Raw genomic sequence first — 26296 nt, 5'->3', positions numbered from 1 at the left:
TGTCGCGGTACCACCCTCGGTGGCACCCTCCGGACGGTAGTGTGAATCTTCCCTCCCCACGACCCCCTCCTCCCCCACCGGAAACCGGCCTGGGTGACACTACTTCGGTCCGAAGACTATGCGGCGGCCGGACTCGGTGGGCGAGCAATCGCCTGTCCGGGCTGGTCGCCGGTTCCGTCAGGCCAGCGTGGGCGAACGAGGGAGCGTGCGAATGGATTTCGACGTCACGGTTGAGATCCCCAAGGGTCACCGCAACAAGTACGAGGTGGACCACGTGACCGGCCGGATCCGGCTGGACCGCACGCTCTTCACCTCCACCCAGTACCCGGCCGACTACGGCTTCATCGAGGGCACCCTCGGCGCGGACGGCGATCCCCTGGACGCCCTCGTGCTGGTGCCCGAGCCCACCTTCCCCGGCTGCCTGATCCGGTGCCGCACCATCGGCATGTTCCGGATGACGGACGAGAAGGGCGGCGACGACAAGGTCCTCTGCGTGCCGTACGAGGACCCCCGGCAGGAGCACCTGCGCGACATCCACCACCTCGGCGAGTTCGACCGGCTGGAGATCCAGCACTTCTTCGAGGTCTACAAGGACCTGGAGCCGGGCAAGTCGGTCGAGGGCGCGACCTGGGTGGGGCGTACCGAGGCCGAGACCGAGATCCTGGCCTCCTACCGGCGGGCCAAGGACGCCGAGGAGCGCGGCGAGACCACGCACTGACCTCGCGACGGGCCCGTCGGACCGCTCAGCCGAGCAGTCCCCGGGCCCGGTCGTAGAGTCCGAGCACCGCGCAGGCGACCGGCACCACGGAGATCACCAGCGCGGTGTCGGTGAGGTCGGCGATCCGCCCGACGTACGGCGAGACCGGCCGGTGGGCGTAGCCGGTGCCGGCCGCCACGACCGTGAGACCGGCCAGCAGGCCGCCGACCGGGAGCAGCAGCGCGCCGAGGTCGGCGTCGACGGCGAGCACCGTGCCGAGGGCCGCGTACCCGGCCAGGCCGGCACACAACGGCGGCACCCGGTGCCGAACCGCCGCGAAGAGCCGGGCGCGCAGCAGGAACACCGTCGAGGTCACCACGACCAGTAGTCGGCCGGCGACGCCGCCGGTAGCGGTGAGGACCAGACCGGCCGCGCCGGCCAGCACCGCGTGCCCGATCAGCATCCCGGTCAGCATCTCCTCGGTGCGGGCCACCGCCGCGTGGACCCGGCCACGATCAGGCAGGTCACGGGCCTGGTCCAGGTCGTGGGCGGCACCGCTGGGCAGGGTGGTCGGCGGCAGCGGCACCCGGCCCAGCCGGATCGCCAGCAGCGGGACCGCGCCGATCGCGAAGGCCAGCACGCAGAGCAGGACGGCCGTCGCGCCGGCCGGGCCGAGCAGCACGCCACCGAGAGCGGCGGGTACGCCGACCACACCGACCACCGCGCCGGCCACGAAGACCCGTTGCCGGGTGGCCACGCCGAGCAGCCCGAGCACCGACGCCAGCAGCAGGGCCACCGCCGCGGCCAACGCCTCCTCCGCGCCGACCCAGCGCAGCGGAGCGAGGGGACCGACCGGGTCGCCCGAGCTGACCGCGAGCGCACCGGCCACGGCGGCGTACGGCAGCGCGTACCCGCCGAGGACGGCACCGGCCGCGCCGTCGCCCCGGGCTCGGGAGAACACCGTCCCGGCCAGCACCAGCAGGATCACGACCAACGTCGCCACCGCCCGGGTGGCCTGATCACCGGGGCCGGTGGCGAGCAGGGCGACCAGGCCGACGCCGAGCGGCACTCCGGCACCGGTCAGCGCGGCGAGCCGGGTGGCCTCGGGTGACCAGGGGGCACCGCGCCGTCGTGCACCGTCGGCGATGGCCTCCACCACGTCGTCGTACTCGGGCTCCGGCCACTCGGCGCGGCCCGGCACCAGGTGCAGCACCTCACCGTCGCGGACCCCCTGGGCGAGCAACGCCTGCCCGGTCGCGAGCGTGCTGCCGTCGGCGCGGCGCAGCAGCCAGCCGCCGTGCCGTTCGCCGTCGTCGGCGAGCCCGACACCGGCGTGCCGGAGCACCTCGGGCAGCAGCTCGACGAGCGGAACCTGCTCGGGCAGGGCCACGTCGACCCGGCGCAGGGGCGAGTTGACGGTGACCCGGGCCAGCCCGATCGTCATCGACTCATCTCCATATCGAGCGAGGTGCGGGCCTGCGCGGACGGAAGGACTTTACCTACCATGAGCCAGGCTCGGGTCACCGTGCGTCGTCGGGAGGTCGAGTGTCCACTGTCGTCGTGCGGCGGCCGGCCCGACGTCCGGCACCGGAGATCCCCGTCGGCGAGGTGCCGGTGCAGGCCCCGCCGGAGATCCCGGACGTCACCGGTGGCCGCTGGCAGCAGATGCTGATGGTGCTGCCGATGCTCGGCGGGACGGTCGCGATGGCGATGATGTTCGGGCGGGGCGGCGGCGCGTACGCGTACGTGGTCGGGGCGATGTTCGGCCTCTCCACGCTGGCGATGCTGGTGACCTCCTGGGGCAGCGCCTCCGGCAGCCCCCGCAAGTCCGAGATGATGGCCGCCCGACGCGAGTACCTGCGGCACCTGGCGACGTTGCGGCGGCAGGTCCGGCAGACCGCGACACGGCAGCGCAGTGGCCTCTGCTACCGGCACCCGGATCCACGGGGTCTCTGGTCGACGGTCGAGAGCCACCGGGTCTGGGAACGTCGTCCCGCCGACCCGGACTTCGCCGTGGTGCGGGTCGCCGTCGGGCCGCAGACGCTGGCCACCCCGTTGGTCCCACCGGTCACCCGGCCGCTGGAGGAGTTGGAGCCGATGACCGCCGGGGCGCTGCGTCGGTTCCTGGACGCGTACTCGGTGGTGCCGAACCTGCCGGTGGCGGTGTCGCTGCGCAGCTTCGCCCGGGTGTTCGTCCGGGGCGCGCCGGTCGGGCCCGCGTCACCGGCCGCGCAGTCGCTGGTCCGGGCGATGCTCACCCAGCTCGCGGTCTTCCACTCCCCGGACGAGTTGCTGATCGCGGTCTGCGCCGGACCGGAACGGCGTGGTGCCTGGGAGTGGGTCAAGTGGCTACCGCACGCCGGTCACCCGTCCCGGCACGACGCCCTCGGCCCGGTACGGCTGGTCGCCAGCGCGGCGGCGGACCTGGAGAAGCTGCTCGACGGGGTGCTGGCCAGCCGGTCCCGGTTCAGCCCGACCGGTCCGGCCACCGACGGGCCGCACCTGGTGGTGGTGCTCGACGGCGGCGACCTGACCGGCGCCACCGAACTGGCCGGTGACGGCGGCATCGACGGGGTGACGCTGATCGACCTGAGTTCCCCGCCGCCGCGCCTGCTGGACCGGTTCGCCCTGCTGCTGGAGCTGCGCGGTGACCGGCTGCACTCGCACTCGGCGGACGGGCCGGCCGAGGTGGGCACGGCCGACGCGCTGGAGGTCGCCGAGGCCGAGGCGGTGGCCCGCCGGTTGGCCCCGTTGCGCCCGGCCGCCGCCCGTGGTCCGGACGCCGCCACCGGCGCCGATCCGGGCCTGCCGGAGTTGCTCGGCATCGGCGACCCGGAGGGCTTCACCACCGAGCAGGGCTGGGCACCCCGGTCGGCCCGCGACCGGCTGCGGGTGCCGATCGGCGTCGGCGCGGACGGCACCGCCGTCGAGCTGGACCTGAAGGAGTCGGCGCAGGACGGCATGGGCCCACACGGGCTGTTGATCGGCGCCACCGGCTCGGGCAAGTCCGAGCTGCTGCGGACGCTGGTGCTGGGGCTGGCCGCCACGCACTCCTCGGAGCAGCTCAACGTCGTCCTCGTCGACTTCAAGGGCGGGGCCACCTTCGCCCCGTTCGACCGGCTGCCGCACACCGCCGCCGTGATCACCAACCTGGCCGACGCGTTGCCGCTGGTGGACCGCATGGTCGACGCGATCAACGGCGAACTGGTACGCCGGCAGGAGCTGCTGCGTCGCGCCGGCAACTTCGCCAGCGTGCGCGACTACGAGCGGGCCCGGGCGGCCAGCAGCGCGCTGGCCCCGCTGCCGTCGTTGCTGCTGGTCTGCGACGAGTTCTCCGAGCTGCTGTCGGCGAAGCCCGACTTCGTCGACCTGTTCGTGCAGATCGGGCGGTTGGGCCGGTCGCTCGGGGTGCACCTGCTGCTGGCCAGCCAGCGGTTGGAGGAGGGTCGGCTGCGCGGGTTGGACACCCACCTGTCGTACCGGATCGGTCTGCGGACCTTCTCGTCGCTGGAGTCGCGCACGGTGCTCGGGGTGCCGGACGCGTACGAGTTGCCCCGCTCACCGGGTCACGGCTACCTGCGTTCCGGCACCGAGCCCCTGGTGCGCTTCAAGACCGCGTACGTCTCCGGGGCGGTCCGGCGGCACGCTGCGACGGCCGACGCGCCCGGGGGCGAGCGCCCACGCCTGCTCACCTTCACCACCCACTTCACACCCGAACCGGAGCCGCCCACCGCGCCCCCCACCGTCGAGCAGGACGAGGAACCGGATCGGGAGACCCTGCTCGACCTGCTGATCGGACGCCTCGTCGGCCAGGGGCCACCGGCCCACCGGGTGTGGTTGCCGCCGCTGGACGGCGCACCGGGGCTGGACGAGTTGGTCGGGCCGTTGACCGTGCACCCGTCCCGGGGGCTGACGTCCGGCAATCCGGAGCTGCACGGCGCGTTGCAGGTGCCGGTGGCGGTGGTCGACAAGCCGTACGAGCAGCGGCGCGACCTGCTCTGGTTGGCGTTGGACGGAGCCGCCGGGCACGTGGCCGTGGTCGGTGGTACGCAGAGCGGCAAGTCGACCGCGCTGCGGACGCTGATCTGCGCGTTGGCGCTCACCCACACCCCCAGTGAGGTGCAGGTCTACGGTCTGGACTTCGGCGGCGGCGGGTTGGCCGCGCTGCGCGACCTGCCGCACGTCGGTGGGATCACCGGGCGCGCCGACCCGACCGGCGTGCGACGCACCGTGGGCGAGATGGCCACGGTCCTGACCGAGCGGGAACGCGCCTTCGCCGAACTCGGTGTCGAGTCGATGGCGGCCTGGCGGCGGCGAGCCGAGCAGGCCGCCGCCGGTGCGCCGCTCACCGACCGGTTCGGTGACGTCTTCCTCGTCGTCGACGGCTGGACCACGCTGCGCGGCGAGTACGACGACCTGGAGCCGCTGATCACCGACCTGGCCACCCGGGGACTCTCCTACGGCGTGCACGTGGTGGCCACGGCGGTGCGCTGGTTGGACTTCCGACCGGCCATCCGGGACCTGTTCGGTGCGCGGCTGGAACTGCGCCTCGGTGACCCGTCGGACTCGGCGGTCGCCCGCCGGGCGGCGGCGGACGTGCCGGAGCGGACGCCGGGTCGCGGCATCACCGCCGGGAGCCTGCACTTCCTCACCGCGCTGCCGCAGGTCGCCGATGCGGACACCGCCGCTCTGGTGCGACGGGCGGCGCAGAGCTGGGCCGGTCCACCGGCACCCCGGGTCCGGCTGCTCCCGGCGGTGCTGCCCTACGCCGAGGTCGACCTGGCCGCCACCGCCGGGCTGCGGATCCCGGTCGGGATCGCCGAGGCGGACCTGCGTCCGGTGGTGCTCGACTTCGCCACCGAGCCGCACTTCGTGGTCTACGGCGACGCCGAGTGCGGCAAGTCGTCGTTCCTCCGCGCGCTGGCCCAGTCGATCGTCACCCGGTTCACTCCGGAGCAGGCGCGGGTGATCCTGGTGGACTACCGACGTAGCCTGCTCGGCGCGATCGAGACCGAGCACCTGATCGGGTACGGCACCGCCGCCGCGCACACCGCCGACCTGGTGGATTCCGCCGCCAGTTACCTCCAGGACCGCACCCCCGGTCCCGAGGTCGGCCCGGCGCAGTTGCGTGACCGGTCGTGGTGGACCGGACCGGAACTGTTCGTGCTGGTCGACGACTACGACCTGGTGGCGAGCGGGCCGGCGAACCCGCTGCGGGCGCTGGAGGAGCACCTGCCGCACGCCCGCGACGTCGGGTTGCACCTGGTGCTGGTCCGCCGTTGCGGCGGTGCCGCCCGCGCCCAGTACGAACCGGTCGTGCAGCGGTTACGCGAACTGTCCACCTCGGGCCTGGTGATGTCCGGCAGCCCCGAGGAGGGCGCATTGGTCGGTGCCGTCCGGCCCGGGCCACTGCCCCCCGGACGCGGTCGACTGTCCACCCGGCGCGAGGGTGTCCGCCTGGTTCAACTGGCATACCTGCCGCCACAGTGACGTCGAGTCCACGGAACGTCCCGTAAAGGGGAGGCGAACCGGTAATCTCCGATCGTCATGTGTCCCTGCGACGAATGGCTGAGGATGTGACCAGGGTGCGGCAGAGCGGCCCGCCGGGGCCTCGACGGTTCGCGCATCGGGCGCTGCTGGCGGCGGCGGTCACGGCGTTGTCCGTCACGGTCGCGGTCGTGCCGGCCGCCGCCGTGCAGGTCGCCCCGACTTCCTTCGGCGTGCCGGTGGCGTACGCCCCGGACACCGCCGAACGCGCCGACCAGGTCCGTGACGAGCAGTGGCAGCTCGACAAGCTGGGCGCGCGGGTCGCCTGGCGCACCTCGACCGGACGCGGCGTGATCGTCGCGGTGATCGACTCCGGGGTGGACGGCTCGCACCCGGACCTGGCCGGTCAGGTGCTCCCCGGTCTCGACCTGGTCTCCCCGGGTGGTGCCGCCGAACCCGATCCGGTCGGCCACGGCACCACGGTCGCGGGCCTGATCGCCGGACGCAACGACGACCGCCGGGGCGTGGTGGGACTGGCCCCCGACTCCCGCATCCTGCCGGTCCGCGTACTCGATGAGGAGAACCGGTACGACGACGCGCTGATCGTCGCCAAGGGCGTGCGGTGGGCGGTCGACAACGGCGCCAAGGTGATCAACCTGTCGCTCGGCGGCAACGGCGACAGTCCTGCCCTGGCCGCCGCCATCGACTACGCGTTCGCCAAGGACGTGGTGGTGGTCGCCTGCACCGGCAATCTCGCCACCTCTCCCGAGGCGAAGGTGTGGTATCCGGCCCGAGAGCCGGGCGTCATCGCCGTCTCCGGGTTGGAACGCAACAGCGACAACCTGTGGAGCGGTGCGATCACCGGTCGCGCCACCGTCCTCACCGCCCCGGCCAGCGGCCTGGTCGGCGCCCGGCCGCCACAGGGGTACTGGCGGGTGCAGGGCACCAGCTTCGCCGCCCCGCTGGTCGCCGCCACCGCCGCCCTGGTCCGGGCCCGGTACCCGCAGATGTCCGCCGGGGACGTGGTGAACCGGCTGCTGGTCACCGCCAGGGACATCGGGCCCACCGGGCGCGACGACCGGTTCGGGTACGGCCTGGTCGACCCGATCGCGGCGCTGACCGCGGACGTACCGCTGGTCGGCGACAACCCGCTGGACGACAACGACTCGCCCGGGGTGACCGGCTTCGGTCCGGCCCCCGGCTCGGTGCCGGTCGGCGAGCCGGACGCCGAGCAGCTCGGCCTCACCGGGTCACAGCAGGAGACCCGGTGGCGGGCGCGTGCCGCCGGGACCGCCACCGACACCGGTCCGGTACGCCTCTGGGTCGGCTCGGCGATCCTCGTCGCCCTGGTCACCGGCGCGGCGCTGATGGTGCGCCGGCTGCGGAAGCGCTGAGCGACGCCGCCGGGCAATCCGGCGATCCCGGGTCTTCGATCCCGCTCGGCGGGGTACAACCGTCGGCGTGAGTGCCTCAGGCCGGCGCACGACCGCGCCCCCGCCAATCCGCGACCCGGCGGGTCCGGCGGACGGCCCGTCGGGCCTGCGTCCCGGCCACACCGTCTCCGGCCTGTCGATGCTGGTGCCGTTCGCACTGCTCGCCATGCTGGTGGCGGGCGGCTGGTCGCCGCTGCGCCGCCTGGACGCGGCGATCACCGCCGACCTGCACGGCTTCGCCCGCGACCACCCCGCCTGGGTGTCGGTGATGAGCCTCTGGACGGACGTGTTCGCACCGATGCCGCTGCGTGCCGGGGCGTTGTGTCTGGTGGTCTGGCTGGCCTACCGGGGCGCGCGGCGGCTGGCCGTCTGGGTCACCACCACCATGGTGCTCGGCGGCCTGCTCGGACCGCTGCTCAAGCTCGTGGTGGGCCGTCCGCGACCGGATCTGCCCGAGCCGGTGGCGCTGGCCCCCGGACTGTCCTTCCCGTCGGGCCACGCGCTGAACGCGGCGCTGGCCGCCGGTGTGCTGCTCGTGGTGTTCCTGCCCCGGGTGCGGTCGGCGGGCCGGGCGGCGGTCTGGTCCGCCGCACTCGCCATCGCCCTGGTCACCGGGTTCAGTCGGGTCGCGCTCGGGGTGCACTGGACCAGCGACGTGGTCGCCGGATGGCTGCTCGGTGCGGCGGTGGTCACCGCCACCACCATGGCCTTCACGCTCCGGGCCCGACGGTCGCCGTCCGACGGCTGACCGTCAGGTGCACTCGCCGGTGCCCACGCCCCGGGTACGCTCCGCACCCGCCAGCGCCACCGGCCGGGCCTCGGCGGCGGTCACCGCGAAGCCGGTGTTCGGGTCGTACGCAGCCGCCGCGAAGATCACTCCGAGTACCAGGCCGTTCGAGGAGACCAGTGGCCCGCCGGAGTTGCCGCTGCGCACCAGCGCCCGGATCGTGTAGATCTCCCGGGTCACGTCCCCCGAGGAGTAGATGTCCGGGCCGGTGATCCGGTCGACCTCGCGGATCCGCGCCGACTGGGCGTTGTACGGCCCGTCCAACGGGAAACCGAGCACGATGGCGTCCGCGCCGGAGGTGGTGTTGCCGGCGGCGAACCGCATGGACGGGCCGGGCAGGTTGGGCACGTACAGCACGGCCAGGTCGCGGTTCGGGTCGTAGACGACGACGGTGCCCTCGTACCGCTCGCCACGCAGTTCCACCGCGACCGAGTCGGTGCCGGCGACCACGTGCGCGTTGGTCATCACCCGGTCGTCGGCGTACACGAAGCCGGAGCCCTCGATGCGGCGGGAGCAGCTCTTCGCCGAGCCGAGCACCTTGACCACCGACTGTTGGCCGTTGGCCACCACCGGCGATCCGGCCAGTGCCGGGTCGGGTGGCTCGACCTGCCGGGCCTGGGTACGACGCAGGCCGTCGAACACGTCCGGGAAGCCGTTGGTGTCGACGGTGTCCCGCAGCGCGGTGGAGAGTTGCTGGGCCTGGTCGGGCATCACCTGGTCGACCACGTTGAGCAGCGCGCTGCTGCGGACCGAGGCGGCGAGCCACGGCAGTGAGGAGGAGCCGAGCGGCACCGCCACCAGCCAGGCGACCATGAGCACCGCGAAGAGCGAGACGAAGGCACCGCCGATGTCGTCGAGCCGTCGACCCACGTCACTGGCGATGGTGCGGCGTAGGTGGGAGCCGAGCCATCCGGCGAGCGCCTGGCCGATCACCGCCAGGCCGAAAATTGCGACGAGCGAGATCAGCACCCGGGTGCCGCTGTCGACGAACTGCCGGGCGAACATCGGCCCGATCTGAAGCCCGATCAGAGCTCCGAGGAAGAACCCGGAGAACGAGAGCACCCCGATGACGAACCCCTGCCGGTATCCGCTGATCGCGAAGACGAGCATGAGTAACAGCAGAACGAGATCAACGGCCGACACGGGTCAAGCGTACGGGCCGAGGGCTCGCGGGATGACGATCGCTTGCGCAAGGTGACCGTGCGGTCAGCGGATCGCGCTCTCGTCCACCTCGTCGGTGCCGGCCGAGGGGGCGGGCGAGGCACCCGACGGAGGCAGGTCGATCACCCGTCCGTGCGGCCACGGTCGGCTCCAGCCGCCCATCTCCAGCAGCGCGGCCAGCACCCCGGCGGTGAAGCCCCAGACCAGCATGCCGCGGACCGAGAAGGCGGGGCCGACCCAGCCGCTGGAGTGGCGTACCCGGACCCGGTTGTCCGGGTCGACCAGTTCGGTGACCGGCAGGCGGGCCACGTGCGCCACCTCGGCCGGTTCCCGGGGGTGCACCCGGTGCGGCGCGTGCCACCAGGCGAGCACCGGCGTCACCACGAACTCGCTGACCGGGATCCACAGTCTCGGCAGCTCGGCGAGCAGGGTGACGCTCGCCGGGTCGAGACCGACCTCCTCGTTGGCCTCGCGCAGGGCGGTGGCGGCGGCGTCGGCGTCACCCGGGTCGGCCGCACCGCCGGGAAACGCCGGTTGACCGGCGTGGTTACGCAACGTGGCGGCCCGCTGGAGCACCAGTACGTCCGGCCCGGTCTCGGCGTCCTCACCGAGCAGCACGAGTACGGCGCTCTCCCGGCCGCCCTGCTCCGGGGTGCGGACCTGGGTGAAGTCCTCCATACGTGCGGTGCCGAGCCGGACCAGCAGCGGGTCCAGCCAGTCCGGCACCGGTCGTGGCGCACCGGCCGCCTCCCGGGCCGGGCTCACGCCGGCGGGCACCTCGCTCATGCCGGCACCGCGATGTCGAGGTGCTGCTGAACGAGGTCGGCGAGTCGGGCGTCGTCGAGCGCGCCCGAGGTGTCGATGTGCCGGACGCCCCCGTCGGCGCCGACGAACACCGTCATCGGGAACGCGTTGCGTTCCAGCGCGCGTTGGAACGCCTTGCCCTGGTCGAACAGCATCGGGAACCGTACGCCGAAGTCCTCGCCGATCGACTGCGCGGCGCTGCGGCTGTCCTGGGTGTTCACCCCGATCACCTGTAGTTGCCCCTGGGTCTGCTCGCTGAGCCGCTGGAAGGCGGGCAGTTCCTTACGGCAGGGCTGACACCAGGAGGCCCAGACGTTGATCAGGGCCGGTCCGGGGATGTCACGCACGGCGACCGGTGCGCCGCCGGTGAAGCAGGTGAGGGTCAGCTCGGGCAGCCGGTCACCCTGCGGGGCGTCGTCGCCGGTGGTGCCGGGCTCGGCCGCGAGGGCCGCACAGTCCTCGAACGGGGACGGTCGGCTGGTGCTCGTCCCCGGTCCGGCGGCGGAGGGCTGGTCGTCCTCCGGCGTGCACGCCACGGTGCCGACCAGCAGCAGTGGCAGGGCCAGCAGGGCCAGTCGACGGGTCACGGCGCCTCCGCCCGGACCGCCTGCACCGGCACCAACTCGGGGTCGACTCCGGCGGCGACGGCCAGGTCACGGGCCCGGGGGCCCTTGAGCAGCTTCGCGGCGGCGGCTGCCTCGGTCGGGCCGGTGCCGTACGACGGGCAGAGCTTCGCCAGCGTGCACGCGCCGCAGGCGGGCTTGCGGGCGTGGCAGACCCGTCGGCCGTGGAAAATGATCCGGTGCGACAGCATGGTCCAGTCGCGCTTCGGATACATCGCCCCGATCGCGTGCTCGATCTTGACCGGATCGGTCTCGGTGGTCAGTCGCCACCGCTGGACCAGCCGCTGGAAGTGCGTGTCGACGGTGATGCCGGGCACGTCGAAGGCGTTGCCGAGGATGACGTTGGCGGTCTTGCGGCCGATCCCGGGCAGGGTCACCAGGTCGGCCAGCCGACCCGGCACCCGGCCGTCGTACCGGTCGACGAGGGCCTGGCCGAGGTGGATTAACGAGGTGGTCTTGTTGCGGTAGAAGCCGGTCGGCCGGATCATCTCCTCCATCTCGTCCCGGTTCGCCCCGGCGTAGTCGGCGGCGCTCGGGTAGCGGGCGAAGAGCTTCGGCGTGACCTCGTTGACCTTCTTGTCGGTGCACTGGGCCGAGAGGATGGTGGCGACGGCCAACTCCAGCGCGTTGCCGTGGTTCAGCTCACAGTGGGCGTCGGGATGCGTCTCGGTCAGCACGCGGCCGATCCGCCGCGCCCGACGCGTACAACCCAGGTCGGTCTCGGTGGCGCTTCTGGTCACGACGGCCAGCCTACGTCGCCGCGCCGACGCTCCGGTCGGCCCACACGTGCGAGCCGGTGATCAGCCCTCGTCCGGCGGGCTGATCTTGCCCGCCTTGGTGAACCGGGCACCGGTCTCCGGGAAGTCGAGCTTGGTCAGGTCCCGGAGCAGGCCGAGGCCCCGGTCGTCCGGGTCCATGGTCGGCTTGCCGATCCCGTTCATGTACGTCGAGACGAACGACCCGCCGGACCAGGTGCCGTCCGGTTCGAGGGTCACCTTGAGCACCCCGCCCCAGCCGAGGCGGCCGTTGTTGCTCAGCATGTTGCCGCCACCGGCGAAGTTGCCCAGGCTGTACGCGATCAGTCGGCCCTTGTAGAACTCCATGCCCCGCAGCACGTGCGGGCCGTGGCCGACGATCAGGTCGGCGCCGGAGTCGATCATCGCGCGGGAGAACTTGATCGGGTCGCCCCGGTTCTCGCCGAGGAACATCTCGGTGCCCGGACGGGTGCGGGTCATCTCCGAGCCCTCGGCCCCCATGTGCACCTGCACCACCACGATGTCGGCCATGGTGGCGGCCTTCTCGATCACCTTCTTCGCGGAAGGGATGTCGATCAGGCTGTTCGACCAGCGGTACGACGAGAAGCCGGCGACCGCGACCTTCACGCCGTCGGCCTCGACCACGGTGATCTGGTCGGGCGCGCCGGTGTGCGCCAGATCGTGCTCCTCCAGCGCCTTCTGGGTGTTCTCGTACCCCTTTGGCCCGAAGTCGTAGCCGTGGTTGTTGGCCTGGTTGAGCAGGTCGAACCCGGCGTCGGCGAGGTGGGCGGCGTACTCCGGCGGCGCCCGGAACTGGAAGCACCGGGTCGAGTCGGCCCCGCACTTGCCGGTGCCGGTGTCCACCGTCAACGGCTCTTCCAGGTTGCCCATCGCCACGTCGGCGGAGATCGCCTTCTTGACCGAGTCGAAGAAGCCCTTCCCGCCGTTCGGCGGCAGCCGGTTGGGCGCGTTGCCCATCACGATGTCGCCGGTGGCGGAGAGGGAGATGGTCTTGACCTCGGGCGGGGTCGACTCGACCGGCCCGCCGGTGGCACCGCCGCCCGCGCCCGGCTGCCAGACCGGCTCCTGACCGAGATCGGCACAACCGGCGACCAGCAGCACGGCGAGCAGCGCACCGAGCGCGGCCAGGGAACGGCGGCGTGGACGCGGCGCCCCGAAGGCACGGCCCAGCGGACGTGAGGCGGAGGAGGCACGGCCGAACGGACGTGAGGCGGAGAAGGCACGGCCGAACGGACGTGAGGCGGAGAAGGCACGGCCGAACGGACGTGAGGCGGAGAAGGCACGGCCGAACGGACGTGAGGCGGAGAAGGCGTGGTGGCGCGGACGCGACGCCTCGGAGGCACGGCGTCTGCGCGCGAGGGGGGCGCGAGCATACATCGGGGGCGACCCTACCGGGCGGGAAACACCACGACGACGGCCGATCGGGTGGAGGATTCAGCCCCGGAGCCGATCCGACCATGGGACGACGGTGTCGGCGCCGACCGCCGACACCGCGGCGTGCACCGCGCGGGCCAGCGGGGCTCCCCAGGTCGAGCGCGGGCCGCCGTACGCACTGACCGGCCCGTCCGGCGGGCAGAGCACGGTGACCGCGTCCGTCGGGGTGCCGGTGCCGGGCAGGCCGAGGTCGGCGATCGCCTGCGCCTTCGCCTCGGTCGCCGTGGCCACCGCGTTGACCAGAGCCGCGTCGCCGAGCCGGGCCGGCACGTACACCACGATGTTGACGGTGCCGACCCGTTGTGCGGGGGCCGCCACGTCGGGCGCCGCCGCGGGCACCGGCGTGCCCAGGCCCACCGTGGCCCAGACCTGCACGCCGGTGTCGGTCCGGGCGATCACCTCGGTCACGTCGACGCCGGTCAGCAGGCCCACCCCGGCTCCGTCGAGGCCGAGCCGCCGGGCCATGCCGGCCAGGTGCTCGGCGGGGTCGTCCCGGTCGTACGACATCGGCACGGTCGCGTTCAGCACCCACCTTCGTAGGCCGAGCCCGCCGCCGAGCGGGCCGGTGCCGACCGCCCGTAACGGCCGCACGGCACGCCACACGAGGAGCGGAATGTCCCTTCCGTCCTCGTGACGGGTGGTCACCTGGGGCTCGTTCAGCACGCCGTGACCCTACGACCGGCGACCTCGCCGGTCGTCGCCGGCCCGCGCGGGCGAGCGATGGTACCGGGCGACCGACACGGGAAGGTTACGCCCAACGATCAAGATTCCAGGGGTGCACCTCTGATTCCTGCTCACGTGCGCCTAGACTGGTCGGCGCGCGAGGGATCAGCGGACGGCGACCCAGCCGACAGACGGCACGCGCAACCGGAGGTGCGCGATGGACGAGGTACTGGCCCGCAGCGGGATCTTCCAGGGAGTCGACCCGGAGGCTGCCGAGGCGCTCGCCAAGGAGATGGAGACGATCGAGGTCCGCAAGGGCGAGGTCGTGTTCAACGAGGGCGAGCCCGGCGACAGTCTCTACATCCTGCTGTCCGGCAAGATCAAGGTCGGGCGACGGGCTGCGGACGGCCGGCAGAACCTGATCGCGGTGATGGGCCCGTCGGACATGGTCGGCGAGCTGTCGCTGTTCGATCCGGGTCCGCGTACGGCGACCGCCACCGCGGTGACCGACAGCCGTCTGGCCCGGCTGCGCAAGCAGGCGCTGCGCCCGTGGCTGAACAACCGGCCGGAGATCGCCGAGCAGTTGCTGCGCGTGCTCGCCCGCCGGCTGCGCCGGACCAACGACGCCCTGGCCGACCTGATCTTCACCGACGTGCCCGGCCGGGTCGCCAAGAACCTGCTCCAGATGGCCGGCCGCTTCGGCACCCGCGACGGTGGCGTGCTGCGCGTGACGCACGACCTGACCCAGGAGGAGATCGCCCAGCTCGTCGGCGCCTCCCGCGAGACGGTCAACAAGGCGCTGGCCGACTTCGCCTCGCGGGGCTGGCTCCGGCTGGACGGCAAGAGCATCATCATCCTCGACCCGGAGCGTCTGGCCCGCCGCGCGCGGGTCTGACCCCCTCTTTCCTCCACCGCCCGGTCGCCCACCTGCGGCCGGGCGGTGTCGTGTCCGGGATCGCCTCCGTTGACCGCATACCGGGGCACACCGCGCGGTGAAAAAGTCAGTCTTGACTGTTTGTTTTGCGGACGGCAGGCTGTGCCCGTGCCCACCGCATCGACCCGCGTCCCTCAACAGCAGCGCAGCCGTGCCACCCGGGCCCGGCTGCTGGAGGCGACCGTCGAGTGCCTGGTCGAGCACGGCTGGTCCGGCACGACGACCACGGTGGTGGCGGCCCGGGCCGGGGTCTCCCGAGGCGCCCAACTGCACCACTACCCGACCAGAGCCGCCCTGGTCACCGCCGCCGTGGCACACCTGACCGAACGCCGGGCGGCGGAGCTGCGGGCCGAGGCGGAGGCGCTGCCGGCCGGCCCCCGTCGGCTGGACCGGGTGGTCGACCTGCTCGCCGCCGCCTTCACCGGGCCGCTCTTCGTGGCCGCCCTCGAACTCTGGGTGGCTGCCCGCACCGACGCCGAACTGCGAGCCGCGCTGCTGCCGCTGGAGACCCGGGTCGGGCGGGAGATGCACCGACTGACCGTCGAACTGCTCGGCGTCGACGAGCGACGACCGGGCGTACGCGAAGCGGTGCAGGCCACCCTCGACCTGCTCCGGGGGCTCGGTGTGGCCAACCTGCTCAGTGACGACTCGGCCCGCCGGGCCGCCCTGCTGCACGCCTGGAAACACCAGTTCACCGCCCTGCTCACGCCCGCCGACCACCGGCCGGAAGACGAGCGGGACTGATCCCCCACCGGAGGCACCATGGTCGACCTGGCCGTCCTGCTCACCGACCTGGCCGCCGAGTCCGCGCAGCTCGACGTGCTCGTCGCGCCCCTGCCCGAGGCGGAGTGGGAACGGCCGACTCCGGCGGCGGGCTGGACGGTCGCCCACCAGATCGCTCACCTGGCCTGGACCGACCACGTGTCCCACCTGGCCGCGACCGATCCGGACGCGTTCCACGCCTCGGTCGTCGCCGCCCCGGATCCGACCCGCCTGGTCGACGCGGGCGCGGAGGCGTTCCTCGCCCCGCCGGAGGTGCTGCTGAGCCGCTGGCGGGTCGGCCGCAGGACGCTCGCGGCGTCGCTCGCCGCCGCTCCGGCCGGGCAGCGACTGCCCTGGTACGGCACCCGGATGTCGCCCGCCTCGATGGCCACCGCCCGGATCATGGAGACCTGGGCGCACGGCGAGGACGTCGCTGACGCGCTGGGCGTCTCCCGGCCGGCCACCGCCCGGCTGCGACACATCGCGTACCTGGGCTCCCGTACCGTCGGGCACAGCTTCGCCGCGCACGGCCGGACGGTGCCGACGGCGCCGGTCCGGGTCGAGCTGCGGGCACCGGCCGGGGAGACCTGGGCCTTCGGTCCGCCCGACGCGACCGACCGGGTCACCGGCCCGGCGCACGACTTCTGCCTGCTGGTGACCCGGCGGCGGCACCGCGCCGACACCGCCCTGGTCGCCGACGGGCCGGTCGCCGACGCGTGGCTGGACGTGGCACAGGCGTTCGCCGGCCCACCCGGCCCCGCCCCCACGCCCCGGTCGCCGGGGGGCGACCAGGCCGGAGCCGCCGCGTGAGCGCGGCCGACCGGCGGCCCCGCGCCGACGTGCTGCGGGTCGGCAACGCGTCCGGCTTCTACGGCGACCGGTTCTCCGCCTGGCAGGAGATGCTCGACGGCGGCGAGCTGGACGTGCTGACCGGCGACTACCTGGCCGAGTTGACCATGCTGATCCTCGGCCGGGACCGGATGCGTGACCCCGACCTGGGGTACGCCAGGACGTTCCTGCGACAGCTCGAAGGCTGCCTCGGCACCGCGATGGACCGCCGGGTCAGGCTGGTCACCAACGCCGGCGGACTCCACCCGGCCGGGTTGGCCGCCGCGATCCGCTCCCTCGCCGACCGGCTCGGGCTGCCCGTGCGGGTCGGGTACGTCGAGGGCGACGCGCTGGCCCGCCCGGACGCGCTCACCGCGAACGCGTACCTCGGGGCGTTCGGTATCGCCGCCTGCCTCGACGCCGGGGCGGACGTGGTGGTCACCGGTCGGGTCACCGACGCCGCCCTGGTGGTCGGCCCGGCTGTGGCCCACTTCGGCTGGACGCACGACGACCTGGACGCGCTGGCCGGCGCCACCGTGGCCGGGCACCTGGTCGAGTGCGGGGCGCAGGTAACCGGCGGCAACTACAGCTTCTTCACCGAGCTGCCCGACGGCGGTCACCGGCCCGGCTTTCCCGTCGCCGAGCTGCGTCGCGACGGCTCGTCGGTGCTCACCAAGCATCCCGACACCGGTGGCGCGGTCACCGTCGAGACGGTCACCGCGCAACTGCTCTACGAGATCGGTGGACCCGAGTACCTCGGACCGGACGTGGTAACCCGGCTCGACACGATCGAGCTGCGCCAGGACGGGCCGGACCGGGTACGCGTCTCCGGCGTCCGGGGCACGCCACCGCCGGAGACGCTGAAGGTGGGCGTCAACAACCTCGGCGGTTTCCGCAACTCGATGACGTTCGTGCTCTGCGGGCTGGACATCGAGGCGAAGGCGGCCCTGGTCCGGGCGCAACTGGAAGCGGCGGTCGGCACCGACGGGCTGGAGTTCCGGTTGGCCCGTACCGACCACCCGGACGCGACCGACACCGAGGTGGCGAGCGCACTGCTGCACGTACACCTGCGGGACGTCGACCGGACGCGGGCCGGGCGGGCCTTCTCGGCGGCGGCGGTGGAGTTGGCGCTGGCCTCGTACCCCGGCTGCACGCTGACCACGCTGCCCGGCGACGCCACCCCGTACGGCGTCTGCACCACCGATGCGGTGTCGCAGGACGCGGTCACCCACGTCGCCGTACTGCCCGACGGCACCCGCCGGCAGATCGCCCCACCGCCGCTGCGATGTAAGGAAGGGTCCCCTGCTATACACCAGGCGATAGCAGGGGGCCCTTCCTTTCATCCGAGTGGAGCGGTGCGGCGGGGGGCGCTCGGGGAGTTGGTCGGGGCGCGTTCGGGCGACAAGGGCGGTGACGCGAACCTCGGCGTGTGGGCGCGTACCGACGCGACCTGGGCGTGGCTGCGCGGTTGGCTGACCGTGGCCCGGCTGGCCGAACTGCTGCCGGAGACCGCCCCGCTGACCGTCCGGCGGTACGAGCTGCCGAACCTGCGCGCCGTCAACTTCGTGATCGAAGGGCTGCTCGGACCCGGTGTGGCCGGCTCGACCCGGTTCGACCCGCAGGCCAAGGCGCTCGGTGAGCTGCTCCGTGCCCGGGTGGTCGACCTACCGGCGGAGCTGCCCACCGGACCGGCCTCGCCCACCGAGTCGGCCTCGGCCACCGGACCGGCCTCGGCCACCGGGTCGGCCTCGGTCGGGGGGCCGCAGGCGTGACCATCGTGGACACGCCGGAGCGGCGTCAGTTGCGCGAGCTGACCCGGACCTTCGTGACCCGGGAGGTGCTGCCGCACCTGGCCGACTGGGAGAAGGTCGGTGAGGTGCCGCGCACGTTGCACGTCGCCGCCGCGCGGACCGGGCTGCTCGGCATCGGGTTCCCCGAGTCGGTCGGCGGCAGCGGCGGCGACCTGCTCGACTCGATCGTCGTCACCGAGGAGATCATCCGCTCCGGCGGATCGTCGGGGCTGGTCGCGGCCCTGTTCACGCACGGCATCGCGGTGCCGCACATGGTCGCGGCGGCCGGCGGCCGGCTCGGCGGCACCCTCCCGGGCGCGGCCGGTCCGCCGGCCGAGCGCCCGCCGGCCGCTGACGACCTGGTCGACCGGTACGTCCGGCCGACGCTCGCCGGTACGACGATCGGTGCGCTCGCCGTCACCGAGCCGGAGACCGGCTCCGACGTCGCCGGGATCCGCACCCACGCCCGCCGCGACGGCGAGCACTACGTGGTCAACGGCGCGAAGACGTACATCACCAGCGGTGTGCGGGCGGACTTCGTGACCACGGCGGTGCGGACCGGCCCACCGGGCAACGGCGAGTTGAGCCTGCTGGTGATCGAGAAGGGCATGCCCGGGTTCACCGTCGGGCGACGGCTGGAGAAGCTCGGCTGGCACTGCTCGGACACCGCCGAACTCTCCTTCGTCGACGTACGCGTCCCGGTGGGGAACCGGATCGGCGAGGAGGGCACCGCCTTCCTCGCGATCATGCAGCACTTCGCCGCCGAGCGGCTCTCCCTGGCCACGCAGGCGTACGCGATCGCGCAGCGCTGCGTGGAGTTGAGCGTGCGCTGGTGCCGGGACCGGTCCACGTTCGGTCGTCCGCTGGTCGGTCGACAGGTGGTCCGGCACCGGCTGGCCGAGATGCACACCCGCGCCGAGGCCGCCCGGGCGTACGTGCACGAGGTGGCCGCCCGGGTCGTCGCCGGGGAGCCGGTGGTGACCGAGGTGGCGATGGCCAAGAACGTGGCCGTGGCGGCGAGCGACTGGGTGGTCGACCAGGCCCTGCAACTGCATGGCGGCTTCGGCTACCTGCGCGACGCCGAGGTGGAGCGGCACTACCGGGACGCCCGGATCCTCGGCATCGGCGGCGGCACCACCGAGATCATGAACGAGATCGTCGCGAAGGGCATCGGCCTATGACCACGTTGGAGAGCACGGTCGACCTCACCTCGCCGATCCACCGGGCCAACCGGGAGGCGTTGCGGGACCGGATCGCCGAGCTGGACGCCGCGCTCGACCAGGCACGGGCCGGTGGCGGCGAGAAGTACGTGACCCGGCACCACGCGCGCGGCAAGCTGCTCCCCCGCGAGCGCATCGAGCTGCTGCTGGATCGGGACAGCCCGTTCCTGGAGTTGTCGCCGGTGGCCGCGTACGGCACGGACTTCCCGGTCGGGGCCAGCGTGGTGACCGGGATCGGGGTGGTCGAGGGCGTCGAGTGCCTGATCGTGGCGAACGACCCGACCGTCCGCGGCGGTGCGGTGAATCCGTGGTCGCTGGCGAAGACCCGGCGGGCCGGGGAGATCGCCCTGGCCAACCGGCTGCCGATGGTGAACCTGGTCGAGTCGGCCGGCGCGGACCTGCCCACCCAGGCGGAGATCTTCATTCCGGGCGGGCGGGTGTTCCGTGACCTGACCCGGCTCTCGGCCGAGAAGATCCCCACGGTCAGCGTGGTCTTCGGCAACGCCACCGCCGGTGGCGCGTACGTGCCCGGGATGTCGGACTTCACCATCATGATCCGGGAGCGTTCGCAGGTCTACCTGGCCGGGCCGCCGCTGGTGAAGATGGCCACCGGGGAGGACGCCGACGACGAGTCGCTGGGTGGTGCGGCGATGCACGCCACCCGTAGCGGTCTGGCCGACTTCCTCGCCGCCGACGAGCGGGACGGCATCCGGCTGGCCCGGCAGTGTGTCCGCCGGTTGAACTGGCGCAAGCAGGGGCCGGGGCCGCGTACCGCGCATCCGCGTCCGCCCCGGCACGATCCGGAGGAGTTGCTCGGCATCGTCAGCGCCGATCTCAAGGTGCCGTTCGATCCGCGCGAGGTGCTCGCCCGGCTGCTCGACGGCAGCGAGTTCGACGAGTTCAAGCCGGCGTACGGCACGGCTCTGGTCACCGGGTGGGGTGAACTGCACGGGTACCCGGTCGGCATCCTGGCGAACGCCCGGGGGGTGCTGTTCAGCGAGGAGGCGCAGAAGGCGACGCAGTTCATCCAGCTCGCCAACGCCGCCGACACCCCGCTGATCTTCCTACAGAACACCACCGGCTACATGGTCGGCACCGAGTACGAGCAGCGCGGCATCATCAAGCACGGCGCGCTCATGATCAACGCGGTGTCGAACTCGACGGTGCCGCACCTGACGGTCAACCTGGGCGCCTCGTACGGGGCCGGGAACTACGGCATGTGCGGCCGGGCGTACGAACCGAGGTTCCTGTTCACCTGGCCGAACGCGAAGTCTGCAGTGATGGGTCCGGCCCAGTTGGCCGGGGTGCTGTCCATCGTGGCCCGGCAGGCCGCCGCCGCTCGGGGGCGTGAGTTCGACGAGGACTCCGACGCCGCCATGCGGATGATGGTCGAGCAGCAGATCGAGTCCCAGTCCGGCGCGCTGTTCCTCTCCGGGCGGCTCTACGACGACGGGGTGATCGACCCTCGAGACACCCGTACCGTCCTCGGGCTCTGCCTGTCGGCAGTGCACAACGCACCGGTGCGCGGTGCCGCCGGCTTCGGCGTGTTCCGGATGTGACACCCGTGAGCGCGAGGAACGCAGCGCAGCGGAGTCCCGCAGTCGCGAACGAAAGGCCGGCCCGATGAGCGCGAGAAAGGCTCTGCTGCCATGATCACCAGGCTTCTGGTCGCCAACCGGGGCGAGATCGCCCGCCGGATCATCGCCACCTGTCGGCTGCTCGGCGTGGAGACGGTCGCGGTGCACTCCGACGCGGACGCCGACGCGCCCTTCGTCGGCGAGGCCGACCGGGCGGTACGCCTGCCGGGGAACACGCCCGCCGAGACGTACCTGCGGATCGACCTGATCCTGGCGGCGGCCCGCCGGTCCGGCGCGGACGCCGTCCACCCGGGCTACGGCTTCCTCGCCGAGAACGCCGACGTCGCGGCAGCGGTGACCGACGCCGGGCTGACCTGGATCGGCCCCTCGGCGAAGGCGATCGCGGCGATGGGTGACAAGCTCGCCGCCAAGGCGTTGCTCGCCGAGGCGGGCGTGCCGATGCTGCCCACCTGGACCGACCCGGACCAGGTCACCGACTTTCCGGTGCTGGTGAAGGCGTCCGCCGGTGGTGGCGGGCGCGGCATGCGGGTCGTCCGGGACGCCGACGGTCTCGCCGAGGCGGTGGCGAGCGCGGGCCGCGAGGCGGCGTCGGCGTTCGGCGACGGCACGGTCTTCATCGAGCGCTACGTCGAGCGGGGTCGCCACGTCGAGGTGCAGATCGTCGGCGACCGGCACGGCACCGTGCTGGCGCTCGGCGAACGGGACTGTTCGATCCAGCGGCGGCACCAGAAGATCGTCGAGGAGGCTCCGGCGGTGCTCGCCCCAGAGCTGCGGGACCGGCTGCACGCGGCGGCGGTGGCTGCGGGCCGGGCCGTCGACTACGTCGGCGCGGGCACGGTGGAGTTCCTGCTCGCCCCGGACGGCGACTTCCACTTCCTGGAGATGAACACCCGTCTCCAGGTGGAGCACCCGGTGACCGAGGCGGTCACCGGACTGGACCTGGTCCGGCTGCAACTGCTGGTGGCCGAGGGCGAGCCGCTGCCGCTGGCGGTGACGCCGCCGGTCGAGGGCCACGCGATCGAGGTGCGGCTCTGCGCCGAGGACCCGGCCCAGGGTTTCCTGCCGGTCACCGGCACCCTGCACCGGTTCGCGATCCCCGGGGTGGTCGGCGAGTTCGCTCCGACGCGTGGGGTGCGGCTCGACTCCGGGGTGCGGAACGGCTCGGCGGTGCAGGTGCACTACGACTCGATGCTGGCCAAGTTGGTCGCCTGGGCGCCCACCCGTGCCGAGGCCGCCCGTACGCTGGCCGCCGCGCTGGCCCGCGCCGAACTGCACGGGGTGACCACCAACCGGGACCTGCTGGTGCGGGTGCTGCGCAGTCGGGAGTTCGGCGCGATGGCGGTCGACACCGGGTTCCTGGAGCGGCATCCCGAGGTCTTCGCCCCGCTGCTGCCGCCCGGCGAGGTGCCGCTGGTCGCGCTCGCCGCCGCGCTGGCCTCGGCGGCGGCGCGTCGCGCCGCCGCACCGGTGCTGGCCGGACTGCCCTCGGGATGGCGCAACGTACCCGCCTTTCCGCAGGTCGCCCGGTTCACCGGCCCGGACGGGGAGGTCGAGGTGCGGTACCGGCTGGACCGGGACGGCTCGCTCGCCGAGTGGTCCACGTCGTCGGAGACCGGGTCACCGGAGAGCAGTGCGCCGGAGGTCACGCTGGTCGGGGCAGGCCCGGACCGGGTGGTGTTCGACGTCGACGGGGTGCGCCGGGCGTACCGGGTGCACCTGACCGGCGCGGTGGTCTTCGTGGACGGCCCGGACGGTGCGGCGGGCCTGACCGAGCTGCCGCGCTTCCCGGCACCCGGCGCGGAGCTGGCCGCCGGGTCGCTGCTCGCTCCGCTGCCCGGGGCGGTGGCCCGGGTGCACGTCGAGGTCGGACGGCGGGTCGCCGCCGGTGACCTGCTGCTGACCCTGGAAGCGATGAAGCTGGAACACCCCGTGCTCGCCCCGACCGACGGCGTGGTCACCGAGCTTCCGGTCACGGCGGGCGGTCAGGTCGAGACGGGTGCGGTGCTGGCCGTGGTCACCCCCATCGAGGAGGCATCGTCATGAACTTCGACCTCAGCCCGGAGCAGGAGCAGCTCCGCGACGCCGTCCGGTCGCTCGGTCGGCGGTACGGGCACCGCTACTTCGTGGCGAAGGCAAAGGCCGGCGAGCACACCGACGAGCTGTGGCACGAGGCCGGACAGCTCGGCTACCTCGGCGTCAACATCCCCACCGAGTACGGCGGCGGGGGCGGCGGCATCACCGACCTGGCCATCGTCTGCGAGGAGTTGGCCGCCACCGGCTGCCCGTTGCTGCTGCTGGTGGTCTCCCCCGCCATCGCGGCCACGGTCATCGCCCGGCACGGCACCGAGGACCAGCGCAAACACCACCTACCCGGCCTGGCCGACGGCTCCCGGAAGATCGTGTTCGCGATCACCGAGCCGGAGGCCGGATCGAACTTCCACCGCCTCGGCACCGTCGCCCGCCGCGACGGCGACGACTGGGTCCTCTCCGGCCGCAAGTGCTACATCTCGGGCGTCGACGAGGCCGGGCACGTCCTCGTGGTGGCCCGGGCCGGGGACGACACCGCCACCGACGGTGCCGGGCAACGGTTGAAGCCGGCCCTGTTCATCGTGCCGACCGACGCCCCCGGCGTGACCTGGTCCAAGCTGGACATGGAGATCCTCTCCCCGGAGAACCAGTTCCTGCTCTATCTGGACGAGGTCCGGCTGCCCGCCGACGCGTTGGTCGGCGGGTCGCTCGACGCCGGACTGCCGGCGTTGTTCTCCGGGCTCAACCCGGAACGCATCACCGTCGCCGCGATGGGCGCCGGCACCGGCCGGTACGCCATCGAGCGCGCCTCGGAGTACACCGCCACCCGCACGGTCTGGGGTGGTCGCACCATCGGTACGCACCAGGGCGTGTCCCATCCCCTGGCACACGCGGCGGTCCAGGTGGAGCTGGCCCGGTTGATGATCCAGAAGGCGGCGGCGCTCTACGACGCGGGCCGAGACCTGGAGGCCGGCATCTCCGCCAACATGGCCAAGTACGCCTCCGGCGAGGCCGCCGCGCTCGCGGTCGACACCGCCGTGCAGGCGCTCGGCGGTGCCGGCATGACCACCGAGTACGGGGTGGCCACGCTGCTCGGGGCGGTACGGGCCGGTCGCATCGCCCCGGTCAGCCGCGAGATGATCCTCAACTTCGTCGCGCAGCACGTGCTCGGCCAGGACAAGTCGTACTGAGTCGGGCGCTCACCGACAGGCCGCGTCCACCCGGTGCACCGGGCGTACCCGTCGGCCCAGCCCTTCCAGCAGCGAGTCCTCGACGTGGAAGTCGTGGATCCACAGCCGGTAGCGGGGCAGTTCCTCCTCGGCGGGGCAGAGCACCTGTTCGCGTACGAAGTCGACGGGCACGTACCGGACGCCGCCCCGCTCCTGGAGGATCACCATGTGCACATCGTCGGTGGTCACCACGTGCCCCCGGATCTCCTCGGTGACCTCGGGGGTGGCTCCGACGGTGGTCACGGTGAGCGGCAGCACCGGTGTGCTGATCACGGGCAACGCCGCCCAGACCAGCACCACCAGCACGGCGGCCTGACTCAGTGGGGCGAAGGCCCGCAGCACCACCCGGGGCAGCGGCCCGGCGACGAAGAGCGCCAGCAACGGCGGCACCACCAGCAGCACGATCGGCAGCGGTTCGGCCTGCCGCCACGCGTCGCGCAAGGTGGGGACGAGCAACCACAGATAGCCCGCGTACGCCGCCGTGATCGTCAGCGCGCGGACCGCCGGACGCTCGTGCAGGCGGACCGGCGCGAGCCCGAACGCCGCCGCCAGGGTCGGCAGCAGCAGCGGCAGGTACAGCAGCGGCCAGGTGACCAGGGCCATCAGGAAGCTCGCCGCGATGAACCAGCTCGGTGTGACGTCCATCCAGCGGGCGAAGAGCGAGCGGCGGGCGGTGGCCTCCCGGCTGGCCGCGAGCACCCCGCCGAGCGCGAACACCGCCACCAGCGCGGTGCAGAGCAGGCGGGCCGCCGTGGTGAGGAAGCCGGCCAGCATGTTGACCGGCCCCACGTTGGCCACCAGCAGCAGCGTCGTCTGCAACTCGCCGCCGGCCTCGACGCCGAGCCGGAGCACCGAGAAGACCGCCGGTACGCCGACCACCGCCGTCCAGAACGACTGGCTGGCCCGGGCCCGGCGCTCGCTCCGGTCCACGCCGACCTCCGCGCGCCCACTCGACTTGGCGAGACCGTCCGGCATGGCGCGGTCGTCCACCGGCGGATCCGCCGGGACGGAGGGCGTCACCTGGTACGGCACCGGCCGGTCGGCGTCCGGGGCGTTGCCGGTGGTCGCCGCCGGCGTGCTCATCGCCCCGGCACCTTGTCGTCGAAGTCGACCAGTCGGGGTACGTCGAGCGGTTGTGGTTGCCGCTTCTCCGTCCGCAGCCACGGGCCCAGCGTCCGGTTGTACGCGACCTGCCACGGGCTGATCTCCCCGTTGCGTCCCTGCCGGTAGCTCTTGTCGAGGAAGTACGCCACCAGGTCGCGCAACGCGGGGTCGCCGATGGGCACGCCGATGCCGAGCAGTTCGCTGGTGCCGAAGGGCATGTCCACGATCTCGAACTCGGTCGGATACCGGGCGACGAAACCGGCGAGGATCGTCTCGTCCGAGCTGACCGCGTCGTACCGGCCGTCCAGGATGCCCTCGACGCAGTCGCCGACGTCCTTCACCACCACCGCGCGCACCTGGTGCTGTTCCAGCTCCGCCTCGGTGGTGGAGCCACCGCTGGTGCAGATCTGGAACTCCGGGTTCCGCAGGTCCTCGATGGTCCGGATGGTGTCCCGGTGTCGGCTCGGGACCAGCACCTCCTGCGTGGTCACCAGGTACGGCCCGGCGAAGCTGACCTCCTTCTTGCGCTCCTCGGTGATGGAGAAGCTGGACACCACCAGGTCGACCATGCCGCCCTGGAGGGCGGGGATCCGGTCCTCGGTGGAGACCGACACGAACTCGATCCGCTGGTCGCCCTCGAAGCCGAGCGAGGCGGCGACGTAGCGGGCGATCTCGACGTCGAAGCCGACGTGCCCGCCGTCGCGGACGTCGCCCATCAGCGGCTCGTTGGTCGCCACTCCGATCCGCAGCACGTTCTGCTCCCAGATGTGGGACTCGCGGAGCTTCTCCTGCACCGAGGGCAGTTCCGGCTCCTGCTGGCTGTCACAACCGGCCGCCGCACCCAGAAACAGCGTCAGGGCGACCGCGAGGGTGGTGGCGACCGAGCGGAACCGGGTGGTGGAGAACCGTCCGACCATGGATCACCTCACTACCTTCCG

At 72.9% G+C, this 26296-nt stretch carries 21 protein-coding genes; 12 read left to right on the top strand and 9 right to left on the bottom strand.

What is annotated here, in order from left to right; all coding sequences use genetic code 11:
- Positions 1-211: 211 nt before the first annotated feature.
- A complete protein-coding gene (locus ACIBMZ_RS00530) occupies positions 212-718 on the top strand; it encodes an inorganic diphosphatase (protein ID WP_350698623.1) in 507 nt (168 codons plus the stop codon).
- Positions 719-743: 25 nt separating this feature from the next.
- On the opposite strand, the gene eccD is transcribed toward ACIBMZ_RS00530, so the two are convergent.
- Positions 744-2141, bottom strand: a complete 1398-nt coding sequence (gene eccD, locus ACIBMZ_RS00525; protein ID WP_396689753.1) for a type VII secretion integral membrane protein EccD — start codon at positions 2139-2141, stop codon at positions 744-746.
- 101 nt (positions 2142-2242) lie between these two features.
- Between eccD and eccCa the strand changes: the two genes are divergently transcribed.
- The 3 genes from eccCa to ACIBMZ_RS00510 all read left to right on the top strand — a co-directional run bounded on the left by eccCa (position 2243) and on the right by ACIBMZ_RS00510 (position 8365).
- On the top strand, positions 2243-6187 hold the full coding sequence (gene eccCa, locus ACIBMZ_RS00520) for a type VII secretion protein EccCa (RefSeq protein WP_396689751.1): 3945 nt from the start codon (positions 2243-2245) through the stop codon (positions 6185-6187).
- Between the two features lie 74 nt (positions 6188-6261).
- Positions 6262-7578 carry a type VII secretion-associated serine protease mycosin gene (gene mycP, locus ACIBMZ_RS00515; RefSeq protein ID WP_396689749.1) on the top strand — a complete coding sequence of 439 codons (1317 nt, stop codon included), beginning with the start codon at positions 6262-6264 and terminating at the stop codon, positions 7576-7578.
- 67 nt (positions 7579-7645) lie between these two features.
- Positions 7646-8365, top strand: a complete 720-nt coding sequence (locus tag ACIBMZ_RS00510) for a phosphatase PAP2 family protein (protein ID WP_396689747.1) — start codon at positions 7646-7648, stop codon at positions 8363-8365.
- Positions 8366-8368: 3 nt separating this feature from the next.
- Here the strand turns inward: ACIBMZ_RS00510 and ACIBMZ_RS00505 are convergent, their stop codons facing one another.
- From ACIBMZ_RS00505 to ACIBMZ_RS00480, 6 genes are all read right to left on the bottom strand, one after another.
- A complete protein-coding gene (locus ACIBMZ_RS00505) occupies positions 8369-9547 on the bottom strand; it encodes a MarP family serine protease (RefSeq protein WP_396689745.1) in 1179 nt (392 codons plus the stop codon).
- A gap of 63 nt (positions 9548-9610) precedes the next feature.
- On the bottom strand, positions 9611-10351 hold the full coding sequence (locus ACIBMZ_RS00500; protein WP_396689743.1) for an NUDIX hydrolase: 741 nt from the start codon (positions 10349-10351) through the stop codon (positions 9611-9613).
- The gene (locus ACIBMZ_RS00495) at positions 10348-10956 is read right to left on the bottom strand and encodes a TlpA family protein disulfide reductase (RefSeq protein ID WP_396689741.1); all 609 of its coding nucleotides are present in this window, start codon (positions 10954-10956) and stop codon (positions 10348-10350) included. The genes ACIBMZ_RS00500 and ACIBMZ_RS00495 overlap by 4 nt, the downstream gene beginning before the upstream one ends.
- Positions 10953-11732: an endonuclease III gene (nth, locus tag ACIBMZ_RS00490; RefSeq protein ID WP_396689740.1), complete on the bottom strand. Its 780-nt coding sequence runs from the start codon at positions 11730-11732 to the stop codon at positions 10953-10955. Before nth ends, ACIBMZ_RS00495 begins: the two co-directional genes overlap by 4 nt.
- Positions 11733-11792: 60 nt before the next feature.
- Entirely contained in the window at positions 11793-13145 is a 1353-nt protein-coding gene (locus ACIBMZ_RS00485) for a CapA family protein (RefSeq protein WP_396689738.1), read from the bottom strand.
- 57 nt (positions 13146-13202) lie between these two features.
- Entirely contained in the window at positions 13203-13865 is a 663-nt protein-coding gene (locus tag ACIBMZ_RS00480; protein WP_396689736.1) for an adenosylcobinamide amidohydrolase, read from the bottom strand.
- A gap of 217 nt (positions 13866-14082) precedes the next feature.
- On the opposite strand from ACIBMZ_RS00480, the gene ACIBMZ_RS00475 reads away from it, so the two are divergent.
- The 8 genes from ACIBMZ_RS00475 (at position 14083) to ACIBMZ_RS00440 (ending at position 24215) form a co-directional block, all read left to right on the top strand.
- A complete protein-coding gene (locus tag ACIBMZ_RS00475) occupies positions 14083-14760 on the top strand; it encodes a Crp/Fnr family transcriptional regulator (RefSeq protein ID WP_013736306.1) in 678 nt (225 codons plus the stop codon).
- A 147-nt stretch (positions 14761-14907) separates the two neighbouring features.
- The gene (locus tag ACIBMZ_RS00470; RefSeq protein ID WP_396689734.1) at positions 14908-15543 is read left to right on the top strand and encodes a TetR/AcrR family transcriptional regulator; all 636 of its coding nucleotides are present in this window, start codon (positions 14908-14910) and stop codon (positions 15541-15543) included.
- Positions 15544-15561: 18 nt separating this feature from the next.
- Complete coding sequence (locus ACIBMZ_RS00465; protein ID WP_396689732.1) at positions 15562-16371, top strand: TIGR03084 family metal-binding protein; 810 nt, start codon at positions 15562-15564, stop codon at positions 16369-16371.
- Positions 16372-16460: 89 nt separating this feature from the next.
- Positions 16461-18161, top strand: a complete 1701-nt coding sequence (locus ACIBMZ_RS00460; protein ID WP_396690931.1) for an acyclic terpene utilization AtuA family protein — start codon at positions 16461-16463, stop codon at positions 18159-18161.
- Positions 18158-19360, top strand: coding sequence for an acyl-CoA dehydrogenase family protein (locus ACIBMZ_RS00455; RefSeq protein ID WP_396689730.1), 1203 nt, complete (start codon positions 18158-18160; stop codon positions 19358-19360). The genes ACIBMZ_RS00460 and ACIBMZ_RS00455 overlap by 4 nt, the downstream gene beginning before the upstream one ends.
- Positions 19357-20958: an acyl-CoA carboxylase subunit beta gene (locus tag ACIBMZ_RS00450; protein WP_396689728.1), complete on the top strand. Its 1602-nt coding sequence runs from the start codon at positions 19357-19359 to the stop codon at positions 20956-20958. Before ACIBMZ_RS00455 ends, ACIBMZ_RS00450 begins: the two co-directional genes overlap by 4 nt.
- A gap of 90 nt (positions 20959-21048) precedes the next feature.
- Entirely contained in the window at positions 21049-23040 is a 1992-nt protein-coding gene (locus tag ACIBMZ_RS00445; RefSeq protein ID WP_396689726.1) for a biotin carboxylase N-terminal domain-containing protein, read from the top strand.
- On the top strand, positions 23037-24215 hold the full coding sequence (locus ACIBMZ_RS00440) for an acyl-CoA dehydrogenase family protein (protein WP_396689724.1): 1179 nt from the start codon (positions 23037-23039) through the stop codon (positions 24213-24215). Before ACIBMZ_RS00445 ends, ACIBMZ_RS00440 begins: the two co-directional genes overlap by 4 nt.
- A gap of 9 nt (positions 24216-24224) precedes the next feature.
- On the opposite strand, the gene ACIBMZ_RS00435 is transcribed toward ACIBMZ_RS00440, so the two are convergent.
- Positions 24225-25337: a hypothetical protein gene (locus ACIBMZ_RS00435; protein ID WP_396689723.1), complete on the bottom strand. Its 1113-nt coding sequence runs from the start codon at positions 25335-25337 to the stop codon at positions 24225-24227.
- Positions 25334-26275 (bottom strand): transporter substrate-binding domain-containing protein, encoded by a 942-nt coding sequence (locus tag ACIBMZ_RS00430; RefSeq protein ID WP_396689722.1) that lies wholly within the window; start codon positions 26273-26275, stop codon positions 25334-25336. The genes ACIBMZ_RS00435 and ACIBMZ_RS00430 overlap by 4 nt, the downstream gene beginning before the upstream one ends.
- Positions 26276-26296: the final 21 nt, after the last annotated feature.

It is taken from the genome of Micromonospora sp. NPDC049900 (assembly GCF_044461025.1).
In the GTDB taxonomy this organism is placed as follows: domain Bacteria; phylum Actinomycetota; class Actinomycetes; order Mycobacteriales; family Micromonosporaceae; genus Micromonospora.
This window is presented reverse-complemented; position numbering and strand designations above follow the sequence as displayed.

Excerpts from the sequence above, each read along its gene's own strand:
- ACIBMZ_RS00530 (WP_350698623.1), top strand. The coding sequence starts at position 212 with ATGGATTTCGACGTCACGGTTGAGATCCCCAAGGGTCACCGCAACAAG.
- eccD (WP_396689753.1), bottom strand. The coding sequence starts at position 2,141 with ATGACGATCGGGCTGGCCCGGGTCACCGTCAACTCGCCCCTGCGCCGG.
- mycP (WP_396689749.1), top strand. The coding sequence starts at position 6,262 with ATGGCTGAGGATGTGACCAGGGTGCGGCAGAGCGGCCCGCCGGGGCCT.
- ACIBMZ_RS00500 (WP_396689743.1), bottom strand. The coding sequence starts at position 10,351 with ATGAGCGAGGTGCCCGCCGGCGTGAGCCCGGCCCGGGAGGCGGCCGGT.
- ACIBMZ_RS00485 (WP_396689738.1), bottom strand. The coding sequence starts at position 13,145 with ATGTATGCTCGCGCCCCCCTCGCGCGCAGACGCCGTGCCTCCGAGGCG.
- ACIBMZ_RS00475 (WP_013736306.1), top strand. The coding sequence starts at position 14,083 with ATGGACGAGGTACTGGCCCGCAGCGGGATCTTCCAGGGAGTCGACCCG.
- ACIBMZ_RS00465 (WP_396689732.1), top strand. The coding sequence starts at position 15,562 with ATGGTCGACCTGGCCGTCCTGCTCACCGACCTGGCCGCCGAGTCCGCG.
- ACIBMZ_RS00460 (WP_396690931.1), top strand. The coding sequence starts at position 16,461 with ATGCTCGACGGCGGCGAGCTGGACGTGCTGACCGGCGACTACCTGGCC.
- ACIBMZ_RS00450 (WP_396689728.1), top strand. The coding sequence starts at position 19,357 with ATGACCACGTTGGAGAGCACGGTCGACCTCACCTCGCCGATCCACCGG.
- ACIBMZ_RS00445 (WP_396689726.1), top strand. The coding sequence starts at position 21,049 with ATGATCACCAGGCTTCTGGTCGCCAACCGGGGCGAGATCGCCCGCCGG.
- ACIBMZ_RS00440 (WP_396689724.1), top strand. The coding sequence starts at position 23,037 with ATGAACTTCGACCTCAGCCCGGAGCAGGAGCAGCTCCGCGACGCCGTC.
- ACIBMZ_RS00435 (WP_396689723.1), bottom strand. The coding sequence starts at position 25,337 with ATGAGCACGCCGGCGGCGACCACCGGCAACGCCCCGGACGCCGACCGG.
- ACIBMZ_RS00430 (WP_396689722.1), bottom strand. The coding sequence starts at position 26,275 with ATGGTCGGACGGTTCTCCACCACCCGGTTCCGCTCGGTCGCCACCACC.